The organism is Pseudomonas sp. FW507-12TSA (assembly GCF_058781435.1).
Window position 1 is genome coordinate 90,190 of the sequence record NZ_JBYSWT010000019.1, and the last position, 20,075, is coordinate 110,264.

Genomic DNA, 20,075 nt, shown 5'->3' on the forward strand with positions numbered 1-20,075 from the left:
GGCACTACCGCAACCAAGGATTGGAGAGAGCAGTGGACAGTAGAATCAGGGCTCTGCACGGCAGGATCCAGCGCCAGGAGATCAACCCGGAGCAGGCGGCGCGGGAGTTCGAGATGTTGCGGGCCAGCCTGCGGGCCGGGCCGGCAGGCCGTCGGCTGCAGGTGCCCACGGCCGGTGCCGACCTGGTCGCGGCCGCGGTGTATCGCTACGACGAACCCTGCCTGCGCGATCATCGCTTCGATCAACGACGGATCCTCCTCGGGCTGACCTATGCCAGCCTGGCGCTGGAGCAGGGGCTGGGCCAGCTCGCCGAGGGCGAGGCGTTGCGCTTGAACCAGCTGCTGTTCGCCGCGCCAGTGGCACTGGCGAGTGGCGAGCAGCTGGAGGTGGCGATCCGGGCTGGCGGGCCCGGGTTCGAAGCGGTATGCCGACGCAGCGCGCAGGCGCCCTGGCAAGTGGCGGCCAGCGGCGAGCTGACGGCGGTGGCTGCCGAGCACCAGGCCATCGCTCCCGTCGAGTTGAGCAGCACGATGACCCGGCTGGACCCGGCCTCCATCTACCAGGTCAGCGAACAGCTGTTCATCGGCGACAGCTATCGCACCCTGCAAGCGCTCTACCGGCAGCCGGAACGTCCCGAGGTGCTGGCCCGGGTGGTGGTGGATGACGAGCGCCACTACGGCTTGCACCCCTTGCTGATCAACAGCGCATTCTTGAGCATCGTCCCGCTGCTGGACGGGGAGAGCCTGTCCGGCATGCATATTCCCCTGGGGATCAAGTCCTTGACGCTGCACCGCCGCCAAGCCCCGATGAGTGGCTGGATCCGTGGGCAGTTGTTGAAGAACTCCGGCGAACTGCTGCTGTTCGATGCCGGGCTGTACAGCGACGACGGCGAATTGGTCGCGCAGTTCAGCGGCTGCTCGCTCAAGCGCCTGCGCAACAGCAACCTGGAACCGGCTTTACCGACCGAGGGCGCCAGCCGCGAGGCCATCGAGGCCTACCTGCTAGCCCAATTGCACGGGATCGGCGCCAGCGGCATCAGTCGCGAGCAACGTCAGCGCAACCTGATGGACCTGGGCCTGGAGTCGGCGCACCTGGTGGACCTGGCGCAACGCATCGCCAGCGCCACGGCCATCGAACTGGAGCCGACGGTGTTCTTCGAATACCCGAGCCTGGTCGAGCTGGCGGGCTTTCTCTGGCAGGAGCACGGGGCGGCCTTCGGTCGTTTGCTCGACCAGCCGGATACCACGGACACCACCGGCGCGATGCCGGCGCCCGTCCCGAACAGCGCGCCGACCGCGCGGGCCGGACACAGTGACGCAAGCGAGCAGGATATCGCCATCATCGGCCAGCACGGGCAGTTCGCCGAGGCCGGCGACCTGGAGCAGTTCTGGCGCAATATCTGGCACGACCGCGAGCTGATCAAGACCGTGCCCGAGGATCATTGGGACATTGCGCCCTGGTTCGATGCCGACCCCGAGGCCAAGGACAAGACCTATTCGCGCTGGGGCAGTTTCATCGACGGGGTCGACCGCTTCGATGCCGGCTTTTTCAACATGTCGCGTCGCGAGGCGCAGTGGATGGACCCGCAGGTGCGCCTGCTGCTGCAGAGCGCCTATACCTGCGCCGAGGATGCCGGGGTGATCCGCCGGTTACGTGGCAGCGACACCGGCGTGTTCATCGGTTCGTGCTTCAACGAGTATGTGGACAAGATCGGCGAGCTCGGCCTGCCCATGGACCCGTACATCGCCACCGGCAGCGGCACCATCGCCGCCAACCGGATTTCCTTCTGGTTCGACCTCAAGGGGCCGAGCCTGATGTTCAATACCGCCTGCTCTTCGTCGCTGGTCGCGTTGCACGCGGCCTGCGTCGCCCTGCGCAACGGCGAATGCGGCATGGCCCTGGTCGGTGGCAGCAACCTATTGCTGTCGTCCTGGCACTACCGCTATTTCTCGACGATCCGCGCGTTGTCGCCCACTGGCCGTTGCCACACCTTCGACACCCGCGCCGACGGCTATGTGCCAGGGGAGTGCGTAGCGACCCTGCTGCTCAAGCCGCTGTCCCGGGCCCTGGCCGATGGTGACCCGATCCATGCCGTGATCAAGGGCTCGGCGGCGCTGCACGGCGGCTATACCCCATCGCTGACGGCGCCCAGCGTGACCGGCGAGGAAAACGTGATAGTGCAGGCCTGGCGCAACGCCGGCATCGATCCGCGGACGCTTGGCTACATCGAGGCCCATGGCACCGGCACCCGGCTGGGCGATCCGATCGAGATCAATGCCCTCAAGCGAGCCTTTGCCCGCTATACCCAGGACCGGGGTTTCTGCCATATCGGCTCGGTCAAGGCCAACATCGGCCATGCCGAGGGGGCGGCCGGCATCGCCGGGGTGCTCAAGGTGGTGCAGCAGCTGAAGCACCGCAAGCTGCCCGCCCTGGGGCACTTCCAGGAGCAGAACCCCCATATCAGGCTCGATGACTCGCCGCTGCTGATCGACGTGGAAGGCCGCGACTGGCCGGAACAGGCCACACCACGGCGTGCCGGAGTCAGTTCCTTCGGGTTTTCCGGCACCAATGCCCACGCGGTGCTGGAGGAGTACCGTGAACTCCGCCGGTTCGCCATCCACCATGGCCAGCCGGTGCTGGTGCCGCTCTCGGCGCGCGATGACACGCGCTTGCGCCAGCAGGTGCAGCAACTGCTGGCCTACCTCGAGCACCAGGCTCCGGATCTCGGCGCCCTGGCCTACACCCTGCAAGTCGGCCGCGAGGCCATGGCGGCCCGGGCGATTTTCCTGGTCACCGACTTGCAGCAACTGCAACACCAACTGCAAGCCTGGAGCGCTGGCGAGCGCGACGCCACCTTTGCCGCCGCCAGCCTCGATATCAACCAGGCCCTGGACCGCGCAGACCTTTCGCAGTTGGCCGCGCTGTGGCTCAGCGAACCGGCGCAGAGCATCGACTGGGAGCGGTTGCATGACGCCGACTGCTTGCCGGCACGAATCAGCCTGCCCGGTTATGCCTTCGCCCAGGACCGCTACTGGCTGGAAGCCCCGGCCCAGGGCACGACGACTGGCGACGCCACAAGCCTCGGCACCGGCAGCGCCGACAGCGCGCTACTGGGTTTTAGCGAACAGTGGCTGGCCGTTGCCGAACCCGAGGGTGAGGCCCGGCCGCTGCGGGTGCTGTGCCTGCTGGGCGATCCCTCGCTACGCCGGCAACTGGCCGATGTGGCGCAGACCCTGAGCCCGGGCAGCGAACTGCTGTTCGTGTCTGCGGCCCTGGCCAACGAACCTGAGGAGGATGGCCAGCGCCGAGTCGCGGCACAGGATCCGCAGCGACTGCAGCATGGCTTGCACCAGGCGCTGGCCGATTTTTGCCCCGACCGCGTGCTGTACCTGTGGGCCATGGACGATCGGCGCTGGAGCAGCGACAGCAGCCCGATCGTCGCCTTGCTCAAGGCCATGGCCGCCAGCGCGAGGCCCATCCAGCGGCTATTGTTGGCCGGACGCGCCAGGGATGTCCTGGAACGTTGCCACCTGGAGTCGTGGATCGGCATCGAGCGCTCCCTGGGCACCTTGCTCGACTGCCCGGTGACGGTGGCTATCGATTGTCCCCAGGACTCGCCCGACGATCACCGCTGGTTGCCACGGGTGTGGCGGCAACTGAGCGGCGAAGTGCTGGGCAGCCGCCTGTACCAGGACCTTGAGCCGCTGCGGCCGACGCTGGTTCCTGTCACCCTCGAGGCTGGCAGCGCCCCCTTGGCCCTGGAGCGGCTGGACACCTTGTTGATCACCGGCGGGCTCGGCGAACTGGGCTGGCTGCTGGCGAGTCACCTGTCGCAGCGGGCCAGGCAACGCTCCAGCGGCCGCTTGCAGCTGTTGCTCAACGGGCGCTCGCCGTTGTCGGCAAGCGCCCGGGCGCGCATCGAGGCGCTGGGGCATGCGCGCTGCCGGGTTTTCCATGTCCAGGCCGATTGCGCCGATGGCCAGGCACTGACCGCCGCGCTGGCCCAGGTCCTGGTCCACAGCGGGCCGATCGATGGCCTGGTGCATGCCGCCGGCCTCAAGGCCAGTGGCAACGTGCTGGCCAGTTCGCCGCAGGAATTCGCCGCGGTGCTCAAGGCCAAGGTCGAGGCCAGCCAGGTGCTGGACCAAGTGCTGGCGGAGCAGCCCCTGGCGCTGATCTGTCATTTTTCCTCGAGCTCGGCGCTGCTCGGCGACATGGGTGCCTGCAGCTATGCCATGGCCAACCGCTTCCAGCAGGCCTACGCCCGGCATGTCCAGGCCAAGCAGGCCCGGCGGGTGGTGACGATCAACTGGCCGTTATGGCGCGAAGGTGGGATGACGGTGGGCGAGGGCGATTCCACCGAGTTCTATCTCAAGTCCAGCGGCCAGCGGCTGCTGGAAAGCGCCGAGGGCCTGGACTGGCTGGAAAGGGCGGTCGCCAGCGATATCCAGCAGGTCATGGTTCTGGCCGGCCAACCCGAGCGTCTGCGGCAACTGGTGGCCGGCATCGACCGGCCGCTCGCCAAGCCCCAGGCCGCCACCGTGGCGTCGACGCGCCATGCAGGGGCAGGGCGTCCGGAACTCAAGGGCCTGAGTCTCGAGCAGGCGTTGGCCTGGGACCTGCGCGACTTGGCGAGCAGGCCCTTGCAGGCCGAACGGCAGGCGCTGGACGACGACCGCAACCTGGCCGACTTCGGTTTCGATTCCATCAGCCTGGCCGAATATGCCGGGCTGCTAAGCCGGCACCTGGGGTTGAAGTTGACCCCGGAAGTATTCTTCAGCCACTCGACCCTGGCGAAACTGGCCGCTTACTTGCTCACGCAGCACCGGCAAGCCGTCGAAGCCTGCTACCTGCGGCCCCAGGGCCCAGCCCCCGCGCCTGAGCTTGAGCTTGAGCTTGAGCTTGAGCTTGAGCCTGCCACGCCGATGCCACAGGCCACGAGCCCGGGGGGCCAGGCGGACAGCATCGCGATCATCGGCCTCAGCGGACGGTTTCCCGGGGCTCGTAGCCCCGATGAACTGTGGCAGTTGCTGGCCGAAGGCCGGGACATGGTCGATGAGATCGCACCGCAACGCTACGACTGGCGCGAACACTACGGCGATCCCCGGGAAAACCCAGCCAAGACCCGTTGCATCTGGATGGGCAGCGTGCCGGGAATCGACGAGTTCGACCCACTGTTCTTCGAGATCTCGCCCCGCGAGGCGAGCCAACTCGATCCCCGCCAGCGCTTGCTGTTGCAGGAGGGCTGGAACGTCCTGGAGGATGCCGGAATCGGCCCGCGCCAGTTGGCGGCGCAGCGGGTGGGAATGTTCGTCGGCGTCGAGGAGGGCGACTTCCAGCGGCTGGCCGGCGAAGAAAGCCTGACCTCCAGCCATAACGGCATCCTCGCCTCGCGGCTGGCCTACTTCCTGAACCTCACCGGCCCGGCCATGGCGATCAATACCGCCTGCTCGTCGGCGCTGGTGGCATTGCACCAGGCCGCTTCCAGCCTGCGCAACCAGGAATGCGAGATGGCCATCGCCGCCGGGGTCAACCTGATCTTCTCGGCCGACGCCTTCATCGGCATGACCCAGGCCGGGATGCTCTCGCCGGATGGCAAGTGCTTCGCCTTCGATCACCGGGCCAACGGCATGGTCCCGGGCGAGGCCGTATGTTGCGTATTGCTCAAGCCCCTGGCCCGGGCCGAGGCCGACGGCGACCGGATCTACGCGACCCTGCGGGCCAGCGGCATCAACTACGACGGCAAGACCAACGGCATCACCGCGCCCAGTGGTGCCTCGCAACAACGTTTGCTGGAGGACGTCTACCGGCGCGCCGGACTGCAGACCCGGGAGGTGGACTACATCGTGGCCCACGGCACTGGCACCCAGTTGGGCGACCCGGTGGAGATCAATGCCCTGAACGATGCGTTCCGCGGCAATCCCCCGGGGCATTGCGCACTGACCTCGACCAAGACCAACCTGGGCCATACCTTCGCCGCCTCGGGCCTGGTCAGTGTCATTGCCCTGGTGCAGGCGCTGCGCCACGAGACCATTCCCGCCAGCCTGTATTGCGAACAGGAAAACGACTACATCCAGTGGCAACAGAGTCCGTTCTACGTCAACAAGGCCAACAAAGCCTGGCCCCGGGCCGGACGCGGGCACGAACGGATCGGGGCGGTCAGTGCCTTCGGCATGAGCGGTACCAATGCCCACGTGGTGCTGCAGGCCTACAGTCGGCAACCGGCCGCGGGGCAAGCACGGCAGGCGTGCTACTTGCTGGTGCTGTCGGCCAAGAGCGCCGAGGCCCTCCAGGACCGGGCCGCACAGCTGAAGACAGCGCTGGAGCGCGGTGGCTACCTGGATGAGCAACTGCCCTCCATCAGCCATACGCTGCTCGAAGGTCGCCATCACTTCCGGCATCGCCTGGCACTGGTGGCGGCGGACCTGCAGGAAACGTGCTACGCCTTGCAGTGCCACCTGGCCGGCGAGAAACGGCCCAACCTGTTCGCCGGCGAGGTGGATCGCGACTTCACCCCGGGCAAGACCGTCGTGCGCTATATCGAGCAGTTGCAGGGCGATTGCCGGGGCGCGGAGGCAGAGACGCTGCGCGAATCCCTGGCGGGGCTGGCGGACTGTTATCGCCAGGGCTACGAACTCGACGGCGGACGGCTGTTCGCCACGCCGCCGGCGCGCATAGCGCTGCCGGGCTATCCGTTCGCCCGCGAGCGCTACTGGCCCCAGGCCCGCCAGCGCCAGTCGTCCGCGACCGGGCCGCAAGCCCAATGGCTGCATCCGCTGCTGCAGCGCAACCTCTCGACCCTGGCCCGCCCGTGCTTCGCCAGCCGCTTCAGTGGCCAGGAGCGCTTTTTGGTCGATCATCGGATCGGCGAGCAACGGGTGTTTCCCGCGGTCGCCTACCTGGAGATGGCGCGCGAGGCCATCGTCCGGGCCAGCGAACGAACCATGCAGCACGTCACCTTGTGCAACCTGGCCTGGCTGCGGCCACTGGTTTTGTCGACGGTGGAAGCCGGCGAGATCGAGTTGTTCTGTGAACTCACGCCCCAGGCAGCCGATCGCCTGTCGTTCAAGATCTACAGCCTCGACGGCAGCGAGCAGCAACTGCATGCCCAGGGCGATGCGCTGCTGGCAGCGGTGGTCGCTCCCGCCGCCCTGGACCTGGCGCAGCTGGAAGCCGGCTGCGACCTGGGCGAGCGCAGCCACGAGGCGCTGTACCAGGGCTTCGCCAGCCTGGGCGTGCACTACGGCAGCAGCTTCCGCGCGGCCGGGCAGATCCGCCTGGGCCGCGACCAGGTGCTCGGCCAGTTGTCGGCCGGTGCCCTCGATCCGCAGATGAACGGCGTCGCGCTGCCCCCGGGCATCCTCGACAGTGCACTGCATATCGCCACGGTATTGGGGCAAGGTCCGCAGGCGACGGGCCCGGCGCTACCGTTCGCCTTGGACCGCCTGCGGGTGCATGGCTCGCTCGCGCAGGCGCTGCGCGACGGTCCACTGACGGTGCTCGCCAGCCGTGGAGCGCTGCCGGCCGGCACGACGATCGACAAGGTCGACCTGCAGATCCACGACCAGGCCGGCCAGTGCCTGCTGCAACTGGAAGGGTTCAGCTCACGGCGGACCCAGGATCAGGCCTCGGTGTTGCCGGTAGCGCAGGCCAGGCAAGACGACAGCGAGTTGGCACGCTCGATCCGCACCCCGTCCTGGCAGAGCCTGGATGACCCCGGCGAGCCGCTGCCAGAGGGCGTCCGGCCACAGTTGCTGCTGTTGGGGCTGCCGGATACCGTGGTAACGCGACTGCGCGAGCAGTTCAGCGCCCAGGTCAGCCTGTTGCCCGGGGCGCCCGGGGCCACCGGCGCGGCGGTGTACGAGGCTGCGGCGCTGGCCTTGCTCGACTACCTGCAACGGCGGGATGCCACGGCGGGCGACTACCTGCAGCTTTATGTCGTCCAGGGCCAGTCCGACCTGCGCCTGGGGGCGCTGGAGGCGCTGCTCGGCACCGCGATGATCGAAAACGGCCAGTTGCAGGCGCGCCTGGTGCTGCTGGACCCCGACCTGGGAGAGGCGGGGATGTACCGGATGATCGAACAGCAGAGCCGCGTCCATTGCCGGCAGCGGGTGCGAGTGCTGGCCAACGGCAGCCTCTATGCCCGTCAATGGCATGAGCTGGCCGTCGCCTCCAAGCCACAGCGCGAGCCCGGGCCATGGCGCGACGGCGGGGTATATGCAATCACCGGCGGCGCCGGCGGCCTGGGCTTGTTGTTCGCCCGGCACATTGCCCGTAGTTGCCGCAACCCGGTGCTGTACCTGGCCGGGCGTTCGGCCAGCGAACCGAAGATGCAGCAGGCCTTCGAGCAGCTGCAGGCGCTCGGTGCCCGGGTGTTCTACCAGGCGCTGGATGTCGCTGACGCCGCGGCCGTGAACCGGTGGATCGATGCCATCCACGCCGGGCAGGGTGAACTGCACGGGGTGATCCACAGTGCCGGGGTGATCCGCGATGGCCTGATCCCGGGCAAGCGCGCCAGTGATTTCTCCCAGGTGCTGGCGGCCAAGGTCAGGGGGCTCGAGGCCCTGGACCTGGCCGTTGGCGAACGGCCACTGGACTTCTTCGTCTGTTGTTCATCCCAGGCGGCCCTGGGCAACCTGGGGCAGGCGGACTATGCCTGTGCCAACGCCTGGATGGATGCCTACATGCATTATCGGCAAGCGCTTTGCGCCGACGGCAAGCGCAAGGGCCGCTCGCTGAGCATCAACTGGCCGTTGTGGCGCGACGGTGGCATGGGCCTGGCGCCAGTGATCGAGCAACAACTGCGCGAACGCTTTGGCATCGTGCCCATGCCCCAGGAGGTGGGCCTGCAAAGCCTGCAACTGTTGTTAGCCGAGTCGGTCACCGCCCAGGCCTGGGTGGTGTATGGCGAGGCCGCGCGCCTGGCCGGTATCGGCCTGGCCCCTGCCGGCCAGGGACTCCCCCCGGCTGGAGCGCCACCCCGCGTCGACAGCGGCGCAAGCCTCGGCGACAGCGAGCTGCGCCAGCGGATCCAGGCCTTCATCGTGCAGATCGTGGCCAAGGTGACCCAGGTCGATGCGGCGAAGATCCACCCGGCGGAGAAGTTCGAGGCCTACGGGTTCGATTCGATCATGGCGGTCGGGGTGACCAACGAACTGGAAAAACACCTGGGCTCGTTGCCCAAGACCCTGCTGTTCGAGCACGTCAACATCGCCGGCATGGTCGAGCACTTCGCGCAGAAGTATCGCCAGCACTTCGTCGCTATGTTCGCCGGTGATGCCTTGACGCCAGCGGCCGGCATCGCCCAGGGGCCATCGCCGGTGGATCGCTTCGCCCGTGCCGCAGCGGCCGTGGCGTCGGCCTCCAAGCAGCCGGTGCCGGACAGCGACCTGGCGCAATACGTGGCGGTGATCGGCCTGGGCGGCCATTACCCGGGGGCCGACGACATCGACCAGCTGTGGCACAACCTGGCCAATGGCGTCGACTGCATGGACGAGTTCCCCGCCGAGCGCTGGGACCATGCCAAGCTCTACTACAAGAACCGTGACGTGCTGGGCAAGACCACGTGCATCAACGGCTCATTCATCAAGGATGTGGACAAGTTCGACTACAGCTACTTCAAGATGCCCAAGGTCTATGCCGACCACATGTCGCCGGAAGTCAGGCTGTTCCTGCAAACCGCGGTGCATACCTTCGAGGACGCCGGCTATTCCCGCGAGACCCTGCAACGCCGTTATGGCGGCAACGTCGGCGTGCTGCTGGGAGCCATGAGCAACGACTATCACTACTACGGTTTCGAACACAATCTGTCCGCCGGCGCCATGGCTTCTGGCTCGGGCATGGCCACCATTCCCATGACGGTGTCGTACTTCTATGGCCTGACCGGGCCGAGCCTGTTCATCGATACCATGTGTTCGTCATCCTCGACCTGCATCCATACCGCCTTCCAGATGCTGCGCCACGATGAAACCATGATGGTCCTGGCCGGCGGCCTGAACCTGATGTACCACCCCTATACGGTGGTCAATACCTCACAGGGCAACTTCACCTCGATCACTTCCCGGTCGGTCAACAGCTACGGAGTGGGCGCCGACGGTACGGTGATCGGCGAAGGGGTCGGTGCGGTGCTGCTCAAGCGCCTGGATCGGGCCATCGCCGATCGCGACCAGATCTACGGAGTGATCAAGGGCTCGGCGATCACCAATGCCGGCGAGCGCAATGGCTTCAACGTGCCCAACCCGGACTTGCAGACCCTGGCGATTCGCCAGGCCATGGAGCAGGCCAAGGTGCACCCGGCGTCGATTTCCTATGTCGAGGGCCATGGTTCGGGCACACGCCTGGGCGATCCGATCGAGGTCCTGGGGTTGCGCAATGCGTTCATGCCCCATACCCAGGACAAGCAGTTCTGCTACCTGGGCTCGATAAAATCCAACATCGGCCATCTGCTGGCCGCCTCGGGCGTGGCCGGGCTGACCAAGACCCTGTTGCAGCTCAAGCACGGGCAGATCGCTCCATCGATCCACTCGGGGGTGCTCAACCAGGACATCGACTTCGCCGATTCGCCCTTCAAGGTGCCGCAGCAATTGGTCGAGTGGCGCCGCCCGGAGCACCTGGTCGACGGCCGGCTGCAGAGCTTGCCACGGCGCGCCGGCCTGACGTCGATCGCTGCCGGGGGCATGAACGCCCACATGATCGTCGAGGAGTTCGTGCCGCCAGCCGACGCCGCCGGGCAGATTGCGGATGAGTGCCTGGCGTTCGTGTTCTCGGTGCACAAGTTGGCGCTGCTGGCGGAGAACCTCAGAAAGTTTCGTACCTGGCTGGCCAGCAGCGATGCTTCGCTGGCCCAGGTCGCCTACACGCTGCAAGTGGGCAAGAACAACCTGCGCAACCGCCTGGTGATCCGCTGCGCCAACCGCCAGGCACTGCTGGATGGCCTGGCGGAGTGCATCGAGGGCCGCTACGACAACGCAAGCCTCTATCACTTCCAGGAAACCACGGCGAGTCGCTTGCCCCGGGCGGACGAACCGCTGGCGGCGTTGTTGGGGCGCTGGCTGGGGGGCGACAACGATGTCGACTGGACCAGCCTGTACGAGCGCCAGCCACAGCGCATCAGCCTGCCGGCCTACGCCTTCGAGAAGAACCGCTGCTGGTACACCGAGCCGGGCTACGAGTCGGCGATCATCAACCCGTCGATGTTCACCCGCAAACTGCATCCACTGGTGAGCGAGAGTTGCCCCAGCACCGCTGAGGGCGCGCTGTTTCGCTGCGAACTGGCGCCGGCGCAGTTGCTCGACTACCTGTACCGGGCACCCGGCGGCCAGCGCCTCGGTGCCTTCAACTTCGTCGATGTGGCTCTGGCGATGCCGGCGCTGGTGGAGCGATTCGACGGCAGCACGCTGGCGGTATCCTGCGCCTTCGAGCATTTCATCGGCGATTGGGCGACGGTTGGCGGGCTGCGTTATCGCCTGTTGGAAATCGATGCCGGGCAACTGGAGCTGGATTTCGATGCGCTACGCCAGGATGGCCAGTCGATCAACCTGGGGTTCGCCCTGATCAACCCACTGGCGGGCGGGCAACCGGTCGTGGCGCAATCCTGGCTCGATGCCGCCGACGAGCTGTTGAGCCGCCAACCGGCCACCGATGCCAGCGAACGCCTGGCCCGGGCCGGCTACGATTTTGCTCCCTACCTGGAGAACACCGGCGGGTGGGTCGTCGGCGGCAGTGGCTTGCTGCTCGAAGGCCGGCCACCGCTCAACCGGCACAATCACCACGCCGCCAACCTGCACCTGACGCCGTACCTGGCGACCACCCTCGACAAGGCGTTCTACCTGTTGTTGGACCAGCTGGGGCTGGGCCAGGCCCAGGTGGTGATACGCAATATCGAGCAGCTGTGCTGCTACCAGTCACCGGCCGGCGACTTCACGGTGGTGCTCAGCGGTATCGGGCTGGGAACCGACGGCCTGGCTTGTTGCTTACTGGTACTCGATGAGCAGGCGCGGATCTGCCTCAAGGCCGATCGGGTCAGCCTGCATCTCGATCAACGCCAGCTGGCGGCTATCGACCACGACCACCCATGGCTTGCGGGGCAGGTCGCCGATGTTTCCCGGTCGTCGCTGCAGGCCAGCTCCGCCGGCGAGGCCAAGCCGCAGGTCGCCAGGGCGGATACCGGTGCCGGCGATCCAGGGGACCAGGTACTGGCGTTCATCCAGGAACAGTTGCAGCACAAGCTGGGGTTCTCGCCCGAGGAGATCGGCCAGTCGGCACAGGTGCATGACCTGGGGCTGGACTCAATCATGGTGATGCAACTGACCGACAGCCTGAACAAGCGCTTCGGCACCCGGCTGATGCCCGACCTGTTCTATGAGAAGCAGCAACTGGGTGAATTGGCGGCAAGGCTGCAAGCACAGCACAAGGCGCTGCATTGAGCGGCAGAAGCGACCCGGCCGGCCAGGCTGCCGGGCGAACCAGGACGGTAAGGGCATGAACGATACAACCTCGAACCATACATCCGACATCCGTCTGCCCAACCAGCGACCGTCGCCGCGCCAAGCCGGTGCGCCGGCGCCCCGGGACAGGCGCCAGGTCAGCGAGATTTCCCGCCCGCGGCCAGCGCCGCAGGCAGCGGGCACCCGGGTGGCGATCGTCGGTTTTTCCGGACGTTTTCCGGGGGCTGCCGACGCCGGGCAATTCTGGCAGGCGTTGCGCCAGGAGCGTTCGCACATCAGTGAGTTGCCCTATTGGCACTTGCCGGGCATCGCCGAGCGTGCCCACCTGCGGGATGCCTTCGCGTGCCCGGGCGGCTTCATCGACGAGCCCTTGGCGTTCGACGCCGACTTCTTCAGGATCAGCGCACGCGAGGCCGAGGCCATGGACCCGCAGCATCGGCTGGTGCTGGAGCAGACCTGGGCCGCCTTCGAGCATGCGGGTATTCGCCCCGGCGACCTGCGAGGCAGCGATACGGGGGTCTTCATCGGCATTTCTTCCGCCGACTACAACGGCCTGCTGGCCCGCGCCGATGCTGGCAGCCACGATGCTACGGGCAATGCCCACTCGATCATCGCCAACCGCATTTCCTACCTGTTCGACTTCCATGGCCCCAGCGCTCCCGTCGACACCGCCTGTTCCAGCTCGCTGGTGGCGGTCCATCGCGCCGTGCAGGCGATCCGCAACGGCGATTGCGCGGTGGCGGTGGCTGGCGGAGTCAACCTGTGCCTGGAACCCATGGTGTTCATCGGTGCGCTGAAGGCCGGCATGCTCAGTCCGAGCGGCCGTTGCAAGGCCTTCGCCGACGATGCCGACGGCTATGTGCGGGGCGAAGGCGTCGGGGTGGTGATCCTCAAGGACTACCAGCAGGCCCTGGCCGATGGCGACAATATCGTCGCGACGGTCATCGGTTCGGCGGAAAACCATGGCGGCCATGCCAACTCCCTGACCGCACCCAATCCCAGGGCCCAGGCCGAATTGCTCAAGCAAGCGTACCGCGGCCTGGACATCGCCAGCATCGGCTACATAGAGGCCCACGGCACGGGCACGCGCCTGGGCGACCCGATCGAGATCAGCGGGCTCAAGCAGGCCTTCGCCGAACTGGGCGCCAAGCCCGGCCAGCGTTGCTACCTGGGTTCGGTGAAAACCAACATCGGCCATCTCGAGTCCGCAGCCGGGATCGCCGGGCTGATCAAGACCCTGCTGGTACTGCACAACGGTTATCTGCCCAGGAGCCTGCACAGCGAACGGCTCAATCCCTATATCGAGCTGGCCGACAGCCCGTTCGAGATCCTCCAGGCCGGGCGCGAATGGCCATCGGCCCAGGATAGCCAAGGCAATCCGCTGCCGCGCCGGGCCGGCGTCAGTTCATTCGGCTTCGGCGGGGCCAACGCCCATGTGGTGCTTGAAGCGGTCGACCCCGTCGAGGTCACGGCGCAACCAGGCATGGCGGCGACCTTGTTCCCGCTCTCGGCCCGCAGCCCCGACGCCCTGCAGGCGCGGGTCCGGCAGTTGCTCGAGTTCCTGCATGGCCAACGACCACCGGCCCTGGCGGAACTGGCCGCCAGCTTGCAACTGGGTCGCGAGGCGATGGAGTACCGGCTGGCCTTCGTAGCCCACAGTCACGCCAGCCTGGTGGAGCAGTTGCGTGCCTGCGGCGCTGGCATCCGGGCCTGCGCCCCGAGTGCTGCGAAGCAAGTGCTTGGCGCTCAGCAGCAGGATGGCAGCACCTTGCTGGGCTTGTGGGTCCAGGGCGCCGAAGTGGACTGGCGCCAGCTCTACCGGCACTGCCGGCCGACACGCATTCCCTTGCCGACCTATCCGTTCAGCCGCGAACGCTACTGGCTCAGCACCGGCGCCGAGCCGGTGCAACCGGGGCCGGGCGCCCTGCATCCGCTGGTACACCGCAATACTTCGGATCTCTCGGGGCAACGCTTTAGCAGTCGCTTCAGCGGCAACGAGTGGTTTTTCACCGAGCATCGGGTCAATGGCCGGAAGACCCTGCCTGGCGTGGCCTACCTGGAGATGGCCAGGGCCGCCCTGGAGTTGTCCCTGGGCGCTGAGCAACGCCTGGCAGGCCTGAAGAACATCGCCTGGCGCCGCCCCATGTGCCATGAGGGCGGTGAGTTGCTGATCGATATCGAACTGGCGGAGCAGGGCGCCGGTGAGATTCGTTTCGAGATCCGCGATGCCCTGGGCGATGACTCGTGTTACTGCACCGGGGTGGCCCTGCTGGGTTCCAGCGAGCAACCGGCACCGCTGGACCTGGCGGTCATCGCCAACGCCACCGGCGAGCGGCCGTTGGAGCCGGAACATTGCTATCGCGTGTTCGCCGCAATGGGCCTGGTCTATGGCGAACGGTTTCGCCGGATCCAGGCACTGCAGGCCGGCCACGACCAGGTATTGGCCAAGCTGCTGGGCGAGCCAGATACCGCCACTGACTTACCGTGCGGCCTGCTCGATGCCGCTTTGCAGGCCGGGATGGGCCTGGCCGAGCCGGGTCATCAAGCAACCGGTCAGGAGCCACGGCCCTTGGTGCCGTTCGCCCTGGACAGGGTGATCCTTGGCGATCTGCGCTTGCTCAAGCAGCCGTGCCAGGCCTGGGTGCGCCATGGCGCCGGCCACCAGCCCGGGCGTATCAGCAAGCTGGACGTGGACCTTTGCGACGATCAGGGGCGCATAGCCCTGCGCCTGCAGGGTTTTTCGTCGCGGGTGCTTGCGGCGGCCGCCGAGCCGCTGCTGGTCCTGCGTCCAGTGTGGCGCGACGAAACCCTTGAACAGCCCGCTCAGCGATCCGTTGCCCGGCAGTGGGTGTTGGTGGCCGCAGCCCCGACCGTGGACCTGCAATCCCTGCAAGATAGTTGCCAGGCCCTGGCCGGCGCGCAGCAATCGATCGTTATCGAACGTTTGCCCCAGGTGCCCGACGATCCGGGCGTTGCCCTGCCGGAGCTGGCCAGCTTCCTGATCCAGCGCTTGCAGGCGTGCCCCGCCGACAGCCTGGTGCAACTGGTATGGGGCGAAGCAGGGCCGGCCACCGCCGTTTTCAAGGCCTTGCTGGCCTTGCTCAAGACGGCCAGGAACGAAGGCCTGGTGGCCGCCGTCCAGCTTCTGGAACTGCCCGGGGACCTGGAGCCCCAACGGCTGCTGGACAATGGCCGGCGGGATGCCGAGCAGGTGCGTTACCTCGCAGGCCAGCGCCAGGTGCTTGCCTGGGAGGAAACCACGCTGGCCGACGACCCTGCCGATCCTTGGCGACCGGGCGGGGCCTATCTGTTGAGCGGTGGTACCGGTGGCCTGGGCTTGCTGCTGGCACACAGCATTGCCCGCCAGGCCCGAGGCGTGAGACTGGTGCTGGCCAGTCGTGGGGCCGACCAACTATCGGCGCACGCGCAGGCTCGCATCGAGGCACTGCGGGCGCTGGGCGCCGAGGTGCATCTGCACGCCCTGGATATCAGCGACCCGCAGGCGGTACGGACACTGGTCGAGCGCTGCGAGCACCTGTTCGGCACGCTAAACGGGATTGTCCATTGCGCGGGCATCACTCGCGACAGTCGCCTGTGCAACAAGCGCGCAAGCGACATGGCGGCGGTACTGGCGCCCAAGGTGGCGGGGGTGCTGAACCTCGACCTCGCCAGCGCGCACCTGATGCTGGACTGCTTCGTGCTGTACTCGTCGGTGAGCGCGGTAATCGGTAACCCAGGGCAGGGCGACTACGCCCTGGCCAATGGCTTCATGGATGAATGGGCCGGCTGGCGCAACGCCCAGGTCCAGGCAGGCCTGCGCCATGGGCGGACCCTGGCGATTGACTGGCCGTTGTGGCGCAACGGCGGCATGGGGATCGATGCCCTGCGCGAACGCCAGATGTTCGAGCACAGCGGAATCCGTCCCTTGAGCGATGCCGGCGGCCTGAACACGTTGCGCCGGCTACTGGCCAGTGCCCAAGGCGCTGGGCGCTGGCTGGTGCTGCAAGGAGATATCGCCAGGATCAGAAGCTTCATCGCCGGGCAGCGCCAGGCGCCTGGACCAGCGACGGTCGAGCCAGAAGCCGCACCCGTGCCGCAGGTCATGGAGGATGAGCTGGAGAACCTGGCGCTCCGCTATTTCAAGCAGCTGCTGGCGAAGACCCTCAAGCGTCCCCAGGAGAAGATCGACAGCGACGAGTCGTTCGAACGCTATGGGGCCGATTCGATCCTGCTGACCGAGTTGACCGGCCAGCTGGAGCGAAGCTTCGGCTCGCTGCCCAATACCCTGCTGTACGAACACCAGACTGTGCGCGAGTTGAGCCAGTATTTCAGCCGCCAGCAACCGGAGCGGCTGCGCCAGTTGCTGGCGCCGGGACAGGCGCGCCGTGCGCCGCCCGGTCAGGCCGACGCCGCGCCCCGGGTGGCACCGGCAGCCGCGCGGCGACAGGGCCAGCGCCAGGCCCGGGCCGCACAGCCAGCGGCCACTGGCGGTCGCGACCTGGCGATCGTCGGGATCAGTGGGCGCTATCCGGGCGCCGAAGACCTGGAGACCTTGTGGCGCAAGCTGGCCGCGGGCCAGGATCTGATCAGCGAAGTACCAGCCGCGCGCTGGGACCACCAGGCCTATTTCCACCCGGAGCGCGGGCGCTTCGACAAGACCTACTGCAAATGGGGCGGCTTTCTCGATGGCATCGAGGATTTCGATCCGCTGTTCTTCAATCTCTCGCCCCGCGAGGCACCGATCATCAACCCCAACGACCGGTTGTTCCTGGAGACCTGCTGGAACCTGCTGGAAAGCGCCGGCATCACCCGGCAACAGCTCAAGCAACGCTATCAGCAGCAGGTGGGAGTCTTCGTCGGAGTGATGTACCAGCAATACCAGGCGTTCGCCGCGGATCTGGTCCGCGAGTCCCTGGTGTCCGTGACGTCCTACAGCGCCATCGCCAACCGGGTGTCCTATTTCTTCGATTTCCAGGGACCGAGCCTGGCCATCGATACCATGTGCTCGTCGTCGATCTCGGCGATCCATGCCGCCGGCGAAGCGCTACGCAACGGCGATTGCCGGTTGGCGATCGCCGGCGGCGTCAATCTCAGCCTGCATCCGAAGAAGTACATCGGCCTGAGCATCGGCCAGGTACTGGGCAGCCATGCCGGCAGCCGCAGCTTCGCCGACGGCGATGGCTACCTGCCGGCCGAAGGCGTCGGGGCGGTATTGCTCAAGACCCTGGCCGACGCGGAGCGCGATGGCGATCCGGTGCTGGCGGTGATCAAGTCGACGGCGGTCAACCATGGCGGCCATACCCATGGTTTCTCGATGCCCAGCGCCAAGCTGCAGGCAGCCTTGATCGAGGGCAACTTCAAGCGGGCCGGCATCGACCCGCGCACCATCAGCTATGTCGAGTCGGCGGCCAACGGTTCGGCCATGGGCGACGCGATCGAGTTGAGCGCCCTCAGCCGGGTATTCGCCGAGGCCGGGGTTGCGCCCCGGTCTTGCGCCATCGGTTCGGTCAAATCCAATGTCGGGCATGCCGAAGCCGCCTCGGGCATGTGTGCCCTCAGCAAGCTGGTACTGCAATTGCGGCACCGGCAATTGGCGCCATCGTTGCTGCTTGGCCAGTTGAATCCACAGTTGGACTTCGAGAACTCGCCATTCGTGTTGCAACGTACGCTGGCCGACTGGCCGCAGCCGCTGCTGGAGATCGACGGCATGGCCCAGGCCGTGCCGCGTCGGGCCGCGCTCAGTGCCTTCGGCGCCGGCGGCTCGAATGCCCACCTGATCCTGGAAGAGTACCCAGGCACGAACGCGGGCGAGGCACCGCCAGGACCGGACGAAGAACAGATCGTGCCGCTGTCCGCGCGCACCCGGCACTCCCTGCACCAGGCACTGGCCAGGTTGGCGCATCATCTGGATCGCCATAGGCCAGTGCGCCTGCAAGACCTGGCCCATACCCTGCAGGTTGGCCGTGAGGCCATGCCGCTGCGCCTGGCATTGCGGGTGGCCGGCATCGACCAGTTGCGCACGCTGCTGGCCGAGATCCTGGCCGCGCTTGCCCAGGGCGAAAGCCTGGTTGCGTTACAAGCCCGAGGCTTGCCGCTGGCCTTTGGTGATGTCGAGGCGGTTCCGGCAGCGCTCGCCAGTCTGTTGTCCGGGCCCGGGGCCGCGGCCTTCGGCCAGGGCCTGGTCGGTGCCGGCGACCTGCAGCAGCTGGCATTGCTCTGGACCCAGGGGGGCGAGGTTCCCTGGCATGAACTGGCCCCGAAGGCCGGTGCGCGACTGATCGACCTGCCGACCTATGCCTTCGACAGGCAGCGCTATTGGCTGGAGCAGGGCGCCGCGCCCAGTTCGACGGATGAGCTGCCCGCCGCTGGCGCGAGCGCTCCCCTGGAATCTGGAAAAGCACCGCGTACCGCCGCTGAGCAGGGCTTGTGCCTGCTTGCGGAACTGTTGGGCATGGCGCCTGAGGAACTGGCGCCGGCCAGGCCGCTCACGGCCTACGGCGCCGATTCGATCGTGATGTTGCAATGGGCGATGCAGGTGCAGGCCCGGATCGATCCCCGATTGGTGCTGGCGGATATCCAGCTCTGCAATACCCTTGGCGATGTCCTGGAACTGCTCGACCGGCCGCTGGCGCCGGATGACCGGCCAGAGGTGGCGCTGCCCGCGCAGATCATCGGCTTGCTCGGCGGATCGCCAGTGCGTTTCCCGGAACTGCAGCGGCTCAACCAGGCGCAGCACGGTCGTCCGGTGTTCTGGTTCCACGGCGCCCTGGGGGGCAGCGAGATCTACCAGGGGCTGGCCCAGCAGGTGCAACGCCCGTTCTTCGGCCTGCAGGCCAGGGGCTGGATGACCGATCGCGCGCCGCTACAGGGTATCCAGGCCATGGCGGCCTATTACATCCAGGTCATCCAGTCGGTGCAGCCGCAGGGCCCCTATGACCTGGGGGGCTATTCCCTGGGCGGCATGCTGGCTTATGAAGTGACCCGGCAGTTGCAGGAACTGGGGGAAATCGTCGACAGCCTGGTGATGCTCGACTCGCCGGACGTGACCGGCGAGCGCACCGCGCGCCTTAGTGACAAGACCCGCCTGTTGCAGACCGTCAACATGTCCTTGCAAATGACCATCGGCCAGACGCCGGAGCGTTTTGCCCAGGTGCTGATCCACCGCGACGAAGTGGACCTGGCCCTGGCGATCGCGGATTACCGCGAGCAACTGATCGGGCTGGCTCGCCAGCGTGGCCTGGCCATCAGCGAGCAACGCCTGCAAGAGCGGCTGGAGCAAGTCACGCGGGTCCAGCAGGCCTACCAGGTCGAGCACTACCGCATCCTGCCGCTGCCCAGGGCCGGGGAAGTGGCCTGCCGTTATTTTCGCAATGGCAGTGGCTTGTGGATGGGCGAGCTGGAACCGTTCTTTTCCACCGACAGCCAGGAGTTCGCCGCTTTCAATCACGCCGACTATTGGCAGGAATGGCAACGCCAGCTGCCGAATTTCGAAATGACCGATGTGGCTTCGGCCAACCACATGACCCTGTTGACCCAACCGGAGGTATTCCGGGTGATCGCCCGGTCGTGTGCGGCCCTGTATTGCCCAGAGGCGGTGGAGAGTGCCATTGGCTGAGGCCCGAGGCGGTC

General features: G+C 66.9%; 2 protein-coding genes. Both read left to right on the plus strand.

Going from position 1 to position 20,075, the window contains the following annotated elements:
- The first annotated feature begins 32 nt into the window (after positions 1-32).
- Positions 33-12,425 (plus strand): SDR family NAD(P)-dependent oxidoreductase, encoded by a 12,393-nt coding sequence (locus AC3WK8_RS18845; RefSeq protein ID WP_103325485.1) that lies wholly within the window; start codon positions 33-35, stop codon positions 12,423-12,425.
- A 55-nt stretch (positions 12,426-12,480) separates the two neighbouring features.
- The gene (locus tag AC3WK8_RS18850) at positions 12,481-20,061 is read left to right on the plus strand and encodes an SDR family NAD(P)-dependent oxidoreductase (RefSeq protein ID WP_103325484.1); all 7,581 of its coding nucleotides are present in this window, start codon (positions 12,481-12,483) and stop codon (positions 20,059-20,061) included.
- Positions 20,062-20,075 lie beyond the last annotated feature (14 nt).

What these genes read in the sequence shown, in the direction of transcription:
- AC3WK8_RS18850 (WP_103325484.1), top strand. Translation starts at nt 12,481, where the DNA reads ATGAACGATACAACCTCGAACCATACATCCGACATCCGTCTGCCCAAC.